Source organism: Halanaerobiales bacterium (genome assembly GCA_035270125.1).
Lineage (GTDB): Bacteria > Bacillota > Halanaerobiia > Halanaerobiales > DATFIM01 > DATFIM01.
This window is the reverse complement of record DATFIM010000110.1, coordinates 1-9264: the sequence shown is the minus strand read 5'-3', so window position 1 is coordinate 9264 and position 9264 is coordinate 1. Positions and strand designations below refer to the sequence as shown.

At 27.2% G+C, this 9264-nt stretch carries 9 protein-coding genes and 1 tRNA gene; all 10 read left to right on the top strand.

Translation table 11 applies throughout. The features are described from left to right. The first annotated feature begins 115 nt into the window (after nucleotides 1-115). The 10 genes from VJ881_05915 (at nucleotide 116) to VJ881_05870 (ending at nucleotide 9201) form a co-directional block, all read left to right on the top strand. On the top strand, nucleotides 116-2188 hold the full coding sequence (locus VJ881_05915; GenBank protein HKL75585.1) for a SpoIID/LytB domain-containing protein: 2073 nt from the start codon (nucleotides 116-118) through the stop codon (nucleotides 2186-2188). 27 nt (nucleotides 2189-2215) lie between these two features. Then, entirely contained in the window at nucleotides 2216-2767 is a 552-nt protein-coding gene (locus VJ881_05910; GenBank protein HKL75584.1) for an ECF transporter S component, read from the top strand. 39 nt (nucleotides 2768-2806) lie between these two features. After that, nucleotides 2807-3589 carry an MBL fold metallo-hydrolase gene (locus VJ881_05905; GenBank protein HKL75583.1) on the top strand — a complete coding sequence of 261 codons (783 nt, stop codon included), beginning with the start codon at nucleotides 2807-2809 and terminating at the stop codon, nucleotides 3587-3589. Continuing rightward, a complete protein-coding gene (gene trmL, locus VJ881_05900; GenBank protein HKL75582.1) occupies nucleotides 3585-4064 on the top strand; it encodes a tRNA (uridine(34)/cytosine(34)/5-carboxymethylaminomethyluridine(34)-2'-O)-methyltransferase TrmL in 480 nt (159 codons plus the stop codon). The genes VJ881_05905 and trmL overlap by 5 nt, the downstream gene beginning before the upstream one ends. A 22-nt stretch (nucleotides 4065-4086) precedes the next feature. Then, nucleotides 4087-5145: a M42 family metallopeptidase gene (locus VJ881_05895; GenBank protein ID HKL75581.1), complete on the top strand. Its 1059-nt coding sequence runs from the start codon at nucleotides 4087-4089 to the stop codon at nucleotides 5143-5145. After that, nucleotides 5136-6155: a M42 family metallopeptidase gene (locus VJ881_05890; GenBank protein ID HKL75580.1), complete on the top strand. Its 1020-nt coding sequence runs from the start codon at nucleotides 5136-5138 to the stop codon at nucleotides 6153-6155. The genes VJ881_05895 and VJ881_05890 overlap by 10 nt, the downstream gene beginning before the upstream one ends. Beyond that, nucleotides 6156-7145 (top strand): M42 family metallopeptidase, encoded by a 990-nt coding sequence (locus VJ881_05885; GenBank protein ID HKL75579.1) that lies wholly within the window; start codon nucleotides 6156-6158, stop codon nucleotides 7143-7145. Between the two features lie 150 nt (nucleotides 7146-7295). Further along, nucleotides 7296-8318, top strand: a complete 1023-nt coding sequence (locus VJ881_05880) for a peptidoglycan DD-metalloendopeptidase family protein (protein HKL75578.1) — start codon at nucleotides 7296-7298, stop codon at nucleotides 8316-8318. A 20-nt stretch (nucleotides 8319-8338) separates the two neighbouring features. After that, nucleotides 8339-9064: a radical SAM protein gene (locus tag VJ881_05875; protein HKL75577.1), complete on the top strand. Its 726-nt coding sequence runs from the start codon at nucleotides 8339-8341 to the stop codon at nucleotides 9062-9064. 61 nt (nucleotides 9065-9125) lie between these two features. Continuing rightward, nucleotides 9126-9201 (top strand) — tRNA-Lys (locus VJ881_05870). Nucleotides 9202-9264: the final 63 nt, after the last annotated feature.

Sequence of the window (9264 nt, the reverse complement as noted above, 5' to 3'; positions counted from 1 at the left end):
CAAATTTCATAATCAAGAAATTGCAGGTCATATAATGCTTCAAAAAGGGGAACGTTCTCCATTGGCTAAAATTGCAAGTGATTTACTATAATAATATGAATTAAGGGAGGTAAAAATGAAAGATAAAACTATTATATTTTTTATTACTTTTGTTTTTTTAATAAGTTTTTTATTTGTTTTTTCTAATATTACTAGTTTTGCTACCTCCCAGAATGCTATAGATAATTATTATAATGGGAATTACGAAAAAGCAATTAATTATTATGAAGATTTATTGAGCAAAAGTAAATTTAATGAAAATAATTTGAAAAATTTAGCATTTTTATATAAAGAAAAGGGAGAGTTAGAAAAAACACTTGAAACTTATATAAGATTATTAAAAATTACAAATAATAACTATTATAATTATTTAATAGGAAAATATAACTATCAATTAGCAAATTATAGTATCGCTAATTTACATTTTCAAAAATTATTAAATAATGAAAATAATATTAAATTTGATTTCGAAAAGATTAAAAATGAAAATTTTTATTATATTTTAGGTAATAATTATAAAGAATTAAAAAGATATAATAAAGCAGAAGAATCCTTTCAAAACGGGATTGATCAAAATAGTGAATATCCTTTAAATTATTTAGGTTTGGCTAATCTTTTTAAAATTAAAGGTGAATATATTGAGGCTATAAATTATTATGAAAAAGTAATAGCAATAGATAATAATATTACTAAAGTTTATCCATCATTAGCTGAGAGTTATGAAAATATAAATGATGAATCATCTGCCTATAAATATTGGAAAAAAAGTTTAAGTACAGGTAAAAGTAAAGATTTAGCTCAACAAAAGATTAAAAAATTACAAAATGATTTTCCTTATTTAACTAAAAAAGAAGAATCTGAAAAAAAATTAGAAAGAGAAAATATTGAATGGATGGAAATAAGAAAGACTCCTCAAAAAGAAGATTTAAAAGAAATAAAAATAGGTATAGTAGATGAAGTTGATGAGATATCTTTTCAATCTAATAAAAATTTTGAAATTTTTATTAATGAAAATACTATAATCGAAGGAAATAAAAATGAAGAATGGTCTATAGCTAGGAATGATGGGAAATATAAAATATATAGAGAAAAAAATCTTGTAAAAACAATTAAAACAAATAATCATTTAAAAATTAAAAATCAAGAAAAGGAATCTATATTTATTATGTATGATATAGCATATGGAGAAGGTTACTTTTGGGCCGGTAGTGAAGATAGACAGTATAGAGGGAATTTTGAATTATATACATTGAATTCTAAGAAATTTAATTTAATAAATAAAATTGACATGGCTGAATATCTTTATTCAGTTGTTCCAGCAGAAATGCCTGCTTTATGGCCATTAGAGGCTTTAAAAGCGCAAACAATTGCTGCACGTAGTTATACCCTTAAACATTTTAATCGGCATCTTAATGAAGGTTATAACCTTTGTGATAGTGTTCATTGTGCAGCCTATCATGGTATTAAAAGTGAACATGAAAATACGTATAAAGCAGTTAATGAAACTTTAAAAGAAGTTGCATATTATAATGGTAGAGTTATAGATGCTGTATTTAGTAGTAATTGTGGTGGTTACTGTGAAAGTAGTGAAGATGTATGGGGAAATAAGCATGAATATTTAAGTGGTGTTAGTACGATGACAGATGAAAAATATGAGTTTCCACTTTCACCTTATCAATTAAATAATTGGTTAAAATCAAGTCCTCCTTCTTACTCTAGTGGTGAACTTACATTTGATAATATTTATCGCTGGATTAAAGAAGTAGATATAGATTATATAAAAGAAAGATTTGATATTAATAATATTAAAAATATTATAGTTAAAGAAAGAAGTAAAGGAGGAAGTGCCCAGAGTATTGAAATTATAGGTAGTAAATCAAATTCTAATAAGTTAATAAAAAATAAAGTCGAAAAAGATTATATTAGAAGTGCTTTGGGGGGATTAAGAAGTAATAGATTTATTATTGATAAAATCTATGATAAAAATGGTAATATTAAAAAATTAATAATTTATGGAGCAGGATGGGGCCATAATGTTGGAATGGACCAATCTGCTGCTGCTACTATGGCTAAAAAAGGCTATAATTATGAAGAAATTATAAAATTTTTCTATAATAACAGTAGTATTTCAAATTATAATTTACAGTAAATATAAAATAATACATGGAGGGTGAATATGGATATTAAAAAAATAACAAATATTGGAGTACTTTCTGCATTATCTTTTATATTAATGATTACTATAAGATTTCCCTTATTTTTACCATTTTTAATTTATGAACCTGGTGATATTCCTATTTTAATCATATCTTTTTTATATGGACCAGTTCCCGCTTTAATTTCTACGGCGTTATTATCTGTATTTATGGCTTTATTTACCGGTTTAGGTGGTCCATTTGGAGCGGTAATGCATTTTATTGCTACAGGAACTTTAGTTGCTACAGCGGGTTTTGTTTATAAAAAATATCATTCTAAAAAAGGTGCAATTTTAGGGTTGATTGCTGGTTCAATCTCTATGACTTTGATTATGTCATTAGCTAATGTATTTTTGAATCCTATTTTTTATGGAATTCCTAAAGAAAAAACTATCAATATGTTATTACCAGGGATTATACCTTTTAATTTAACTAAAGCTTTTATAAATTCAGGTATAACTGTATTTTTATATAAAAAAATTGCGGAATTTTTAAGAGAAAAAGGCATTTTAACTTCTTTAGAAAATATATAAAAATTTATTATAAATTTTGTAGTTTGGGGAGGGTAATTTTTGTTAATAAAATTCTTAGGTACTGGAACCTCACATGGAATACCAGTTGTAGGTTGTAATTGTGAGACATGTAGATCTAATAATCCCAAAAATAAAAGAATGAGGTCTTCAATTTTCATTAGGGAAAAAAATACTGATATATTAATAGATACCAGTCCTGAAATAAGATTACAAATGTTAGAAAATGATATTACAAATATTGATTTAGTTTTATTTACTCATGCTCATGCTGATCATATAATGGGATTTGATGATATACGAGTTATTAATTGGCTAAAAGGTAGTTCTGTTCCCTGTTATGGGAATAAAGATACTATGAATAAAATAAAAAATATTTTTGATTATATTTTTGATCCATTACAAATGGGGGGTGGAATTCCTCAGGTAACTTTAAATACAATAAAGAAAAAATTTGAATTTAATAATATTTCTATTACTCCTTTAAAAGTAAAACATGGTGAATTGGATGTATTTGGTTATAAAATAAAGAATATGGCATATATTACTGATTGCAGTTATATTCCAAAAGAAACTTTTAAAAAAATAAAAAATATTGATTTATTAATTATTGATGCACTTCGCTTTGAAGAACATCCTACTCACATGAATTTAGAAGAAGCACTAGAAGTTGTAAAAAAAATAAAACCTAAAAAAACCTTCTTTACCCATATTTCACATGAAATGGAACATGAAAAAACAAATAAAATGTTACCTAATAATATAGAATTAGCCTATGATGGGTTAAATTTAGAAATTACTAAAAAAGAGGTGATTAAAAATTAACATTGTATTAGTTGAACCTGAAATTCCACAAAACACAGGAAACATTGCTAGAACATGTGCTGTAACAAATAGTTCATTACATTTAGTTAGACCCTTGGGCTTTTCAACTGATGATAAATATTTAAAACGAGCAGGATTAGATTACTGGGATATGCTGGACATATATTATTATGATTCTTTCAAGGAATTTTTAAAAAAACATAATGATAGTAATTTATATTTTGCTTCAAAGAAAGCTCCTAATTCTTATCATGAAATGAATTATTCTAAAAATGATTTTTTTGTTTTTGGAAAAGAAACTGCTGGTTTACCAGAAAAATTTTTAAAAAATAATCTAAATAAGACAATAAGGATTCCAATGGTAGCTGACAAAAATGCAAGGTCTTTAAATCTTGCAAATTCAGTAGCTATTGTTTTGTATGAGGCATTAAGACAATTAAATTTTTCTGGTTTTGAAAAATATTCTAATATTTAAAATTAATTAAGGGGGAAATATTTTGGAGAATAAAAAATTCTTAAAAACCTTGTCTGAAACTAATGGTATTTCAGGTTATGAAAAAAATTTAGCTGATATTATTGAAGAAGTTTTTGAACCATACAGTGATAAAATCACAAAAGATTCACTTGGAAATTTAACTGCAACAAAATGGGCTGATAATAAGCAGGATGATACAATTGATTTAATGTTAGCAGCTCACATGGATGAGATTGGTTTAATGGTAAAAAGTATAGATGATAAAGGATTTATAAGGTTTACCAATATAGGTGGAGTTGATCCACGAACTTTATTGGCTCAAGAAGTAATTATTCATGGGAAAGAAGATATTATTGGAATAATAGGCACTAAATCACCATATTTACTAAATAATAAAGAAAGTTCTAAATCGCCAAAATTAAACAAATTATATATTGATACATCTTTAAAAAAAGAAAAAATAGAAGAGATTATAACTATTGGTGATATGATAACCTTAAAAAGAGAATTTATGAATCTTAAAAATGAATATGTTAGTGGTAAAGCATTGGATGACAGAGCAGGGGTTGTAATGCTTTATGAATGTTTTAAAGAACTATCTTATTTAAAATCAAAGGTTAATGTTCATGCAGTTGCTACAGTACAGGAAGAAGTCGGTGTAAGAGGGGCAAATACCAGTACATATAATATCGATCCCGATATTGGAATAGCAGTTGATGTTTGTCATGGTGATATGCCAGGAGTAGAAAACGATTTAGTAGTAGAAATGAATAAAGGACCAGCAATAGCTTTTGGACCTCATGTCCATCAAAATATATTTAAAAAGATGAAAAGCATTGCTGAAGATATAGGTATTCCTTATCAGGTAGAACCATGGCCTCATCCTGCAGGTACTGATACATGGGCAATACAGATAACAAAAAGTGGAGTAGCTTCTGCATTAGTATCTATTCCTCTACGATATATGCATACTTCTGTAGAAACTATATCAATGAAAGATGTCAGATCTGGTGGAAAACTTCTTGCGCAATTTATTGCCAGGATAGACTCTGATTTTGTGGAGGGATTAAGATGTTATTAAAAAGATTGTCTGAAGCTTCTGGAGTATCTAGTAATGAATCAGAAGTTAGAGATATAATTAAAGATAATATTGAAGATAAAGTTGATGAATTATGGACTGATGTAATGGGAAATTTAATTGCTGTTAAAGGTAAAAAAAAGAAAGGAAAAAAGGTGTTATTAAGCGCACATATGGATGAAGTAGGCTTAATGATAACAGGAATAGAAAGTAATGGGTTGTTAAATTTTCGACCCGTAGGTAATATAGATAAAAGATCTCTTGTATCCAAACCTGTAATTGTTGGAAATGATAAGATAAATGGTGTAATTGGATCAAAAGCAATACATCTTCAAAAAAGCTCAGAAAGAAATAACCCAATTCCCTGGAGTAACTTATATATTGATATTGGAACTTCAAGTAAAAAAGAAGCTAAAAAGTATATTGAATTAGGTGATTTTGTTAGTTTTAAAACTAAATTTAAACAATTAGGAATTAATCATGCAAAAGGAAAAGCTTTTGATGACAGAGTTGGTTGTTCTGTAATCATTGATTTATTAAAATATGAATATGATTTTCCTTTATATGTTGTTTTTTCAGTACAGGAAGAAGTAGGCTTAAGAGGTGCAGGACGTGCTGCTTTTGATATTGAACCTTCAATGGCTTTAATAATTGAATCTACTTCTGCTTCTGATGTTCCTGAAAGTGAAGACTACGAATTCTCTTCATCACTAGATAAAGGACCAGCTTTAACTATAATGGATAAATCCTTGATTAGTAATAAAAAAATAATTCAGGGGATAATTAATACTTCTAAACAAAATGATATACCATACCAAATAAAAAAATCTAATACTGGTGGTACTGATGCAGGAGAAATTTCATTAACTAAAGAAGGTATTCCTTCAGCAGTTATCTCTTTGCCATCTAGATATATTCATTCACCAGTTTCATTAATAAGTCTTAAAGACTATGATTACTTAAAAAAACTAATAAAATTATATTTGCAAGATTTGAATAAGGGGGAATTTTAAATGAAAAAATTAATAAAAGAAATAACTTCTGTTTTTGGCCCTTCAGGTGATGAAGAAAAAATAAGAAAATATATTAAAAAACAGATTAATAATTATGTTGATAATGTTTATGAAGATAACCTTGGTAATTTAATTGCAGTTAAAAAAGGTAAAAGTAATGGTAAAAAAATTATGTTTGCTGCCCATATGGATCAAATAGCCTTAATGATAACTCATATAGATGAAGATGGTTTTTTAAGATTTACCAATGTGGGAGGCGTTGGGCATAATTTTCTACCTGGTACACCTATAGTTTTTGCAGATGGAACTATAGGAACTATAGGAGTAGAAAAATTGGAAAATATTAATGATCTGGAAATGAGTAAATTATATATTGATATAGGGGCAAATAACCAGCAAGAAGCTGAAAAAATAGTAGGAATAGGTGATACTGCTATATATGCTCCTAATTTTTCTGAAAATAATAATAGGGTTATTTCTAATTATCATGATGACAGAATCGGATGTGTAGTATTAATTGAAGCAATAAAAAATATTCAAGATAATAATAATGAATTATATTTTGTTTTTTCAACCCAGGAAGAAGTAGGTCTTAGAGGAGCTAAAACAGCTGCTTATCAAATAGAACCTGATATTGGAATAGCTGTTGACGTAACAGCGACTGGAGATACACCTGAATCACACATTATGGATGTTTCTTTAGGAGAAGGGGCTGCTATAAAAATCAAAGATAATTCAACTATTACTCATCCATTAGTAAAAGATTTGCTTATAAAAGAATGTAAAAATAATTCAATAAATTATCAATTTGAAGTTTTAGAATTTGGTGGAACCGATGCAGGTGCCATACATTTAACTAAAGGTGGAATTCCATCAGGTACAATATCTATACCAACCAGGTATGTTCATACCCCTACAGAAATGGTGGACTTATCTGATGTAAAAGCAAGTATAGAATTAGTAACTGCTCTTAGTAAATCAATATTTTAAATAAATAATAAAGACCAAACTTATATATTTTGTGTAAGTTTGGTCTTTTACTACTAATATAATATTATTTAATAAATAAAAAGGATTATTATAAAGTATATAGAATAATATATAATAAGTAATGGCAAAAATTGAGAAAGGATGACAAAGATGAATAAAAACAAATATTTTATTGCACTTATATCTATATTTATGATATTTATTTTTACAATCAGTAGTTTTGCTCTTTCATTAGATTTGAAGGATAAAAATGAAAAGGTAGAAGAAGTTCAAAATATGTTAAGTAATTTAGGATATAATATAACTGTAGATGGTATTTATGGATTAGGTACAAAAAGTATAGTCAAAACCTTTCAGCGTAATAATGGTTTAAAAGTTGATGGAGTTGTAGGTGATTCAACTTATAAAGCTTTAAAAGAAAGAACTACAGATATTAAATATAAAGTTAAAAAAGGTGATACTCTCTATGATTTAGCTAAAAAATATGATACAACTGTATCTGATATTAAAGAAAAAAATAATTTAAATTCAAATTTAATTAAACCTGAAGATACTATAATAATTCCTAAAACTGGTAAAGGTGGAGGAAGAAATGTAAATCTAAGTAATAAAATAATCCACGAAGTAGAACCTGGAGATACTCTTTCTGGTCTTTCCAAAAAATATGGTGTTGATATAGAAACAATTAAACTTGCTAATAATTTAAGAAATTCTACAATAAGAATTGGAGATAATTTAATAATTCCATATATGGAAAAAAACACTGCCAGGTCATTTCAATTAACTAAAGGTGCTTTTATATGGCCGGTTATGGGAAGAATTTCTTCAAGTTATGGTAGTAGGATTCATCCTATTAATAATGAAAGAAGTTTTCATTCAGGGTTAGATATTGCTGTTCCTTTACATAAAGAAATTAGAGCAGCTGCTTCAGGAAGGGTAATCCAAAGTGGTTGGATAAGTGGTTATGGAAAAGCTGTTACAATAGATCATGGAAATAATATAAAAACAAGATATGCCCATAATTCAAGATTAATTGTAAAGAAAGGAAGTACAGTTAGAGTTGGAGATGTAATAGCTCTTTCTGGTAGTACTGGATTAAGTACTGGTCCTCATCTACATTTTGAAATAAGAAAAGGAAGTAATACTGTAAACCCTATTAAATATTTACCTTAAGGATAAGGAGTAAATATTATATGAATTACAAATATTTAAAAGGACCTGTTTATTCTAGAAGACTTGGAAAATCTCTAGGAATTAATATAATTACTGATAAAAGTTGTAGTTTTGATTGTGTTTATTGTGAGGTTGGTAAAACGTCAAATTTAACTTTAAAGAGAAAAGAATATACACCAACAAATAGAATTATTAGTGAATTGGATGATTATTTAGCCCAAAAGCCTAATTTAGATTATATAACATTTTCATCTACTGGTGAACCAACTCTTCATTCTAAAATAAATGAAATAATTAAATTTATAAAAAAACGTTATCCTAATTATAAAATTGCTCTTTTAACTAATTCATCTCTTTTATGGAAAAAAAGTGTTAGAGAAGATATTTTAGAGGTAGATCTAATCATACCATCTTTGGATGCAGGCAGTAATAAGATATTTGAAAAAATAAATAAACCTGAAAAATCTTTACGTTTAAATCAAATAACTGATGGATTATTAAAATTAAAAAAAGAGTTTAAAGGTGATATTTGGCTGGAGATATTTATTATTCCTGAGATAAACAATAATGCTAAAGAATTAAATAAATTTGCTGATTTAATAAAAAAATTGAATCCCGATAAAGTTCAGATCAATTCTTTGGATCGTCCTGGAACGAAAAAATGGGTAAAAAAATTATCAAAAAAACAAAAAAAAGAAATAAAATCTTATTTTTTAAATTTAAAAGTAGATTTAGAAATTTTATAGTTTTTATTTCTTGACAAATAGCTAAATAGATGTTACCATATATACTGTCGCATTAGGAAATGGGCCATTAGCTCAGTTGGTAGAGCACCTGACTTTTAATCAGGTTGCCGGAGGTTCGAATCCTCCATGGCTCACCATTTTTCAACGCGGGGTAGAGCAGTCTGGTAGCTCATCAGGCTCATAACCTGAAGGTCGTCGGT

Bases quoted from the DNA above. Each gene is read 5' to 3' on its own strand.
- VJ881_05915 (HKL75585.1), top strand. From the start codon at position 116: ATGAAAGATAAAACTATTATATTTTTTATTACTTTTGTTTTTTTAATA.
- VJ881_05910 (HKL75584.1), top strand. From the start codon at position 2,216: ATGGATATTAAAAAAATAACAAATATTGGAGTACTTTCTGCATTATCT.
- VJ881_05890 (HKL75580.1), top strand. From the start codon at position 5,136: ATGTTATTAAAAAGATTGTCTGAAGCTTCTGGAGTATCTAGTAATGAA.
- VJ881_05885 (HKL75579.1), top strand. From the start codon at position 6,156: ATGAAAAAATTAATAAAAGAAATAACTTCTGTTTTTGGCCCTTCAGGT.
- VJ881_05880 (HKL75578.1), top strand. From the start codon at position 7,296: ATGAATAAAAACAAATATTTTATTGCACTTATATCTATATTTATGATA.
- VJ881_05875 (HKL75577.1), top strand. From the start codon at position 8,339: ATGAATTACAAATATTTAAAAGGACCTGTTTATTCTAGAAGACTTGGA.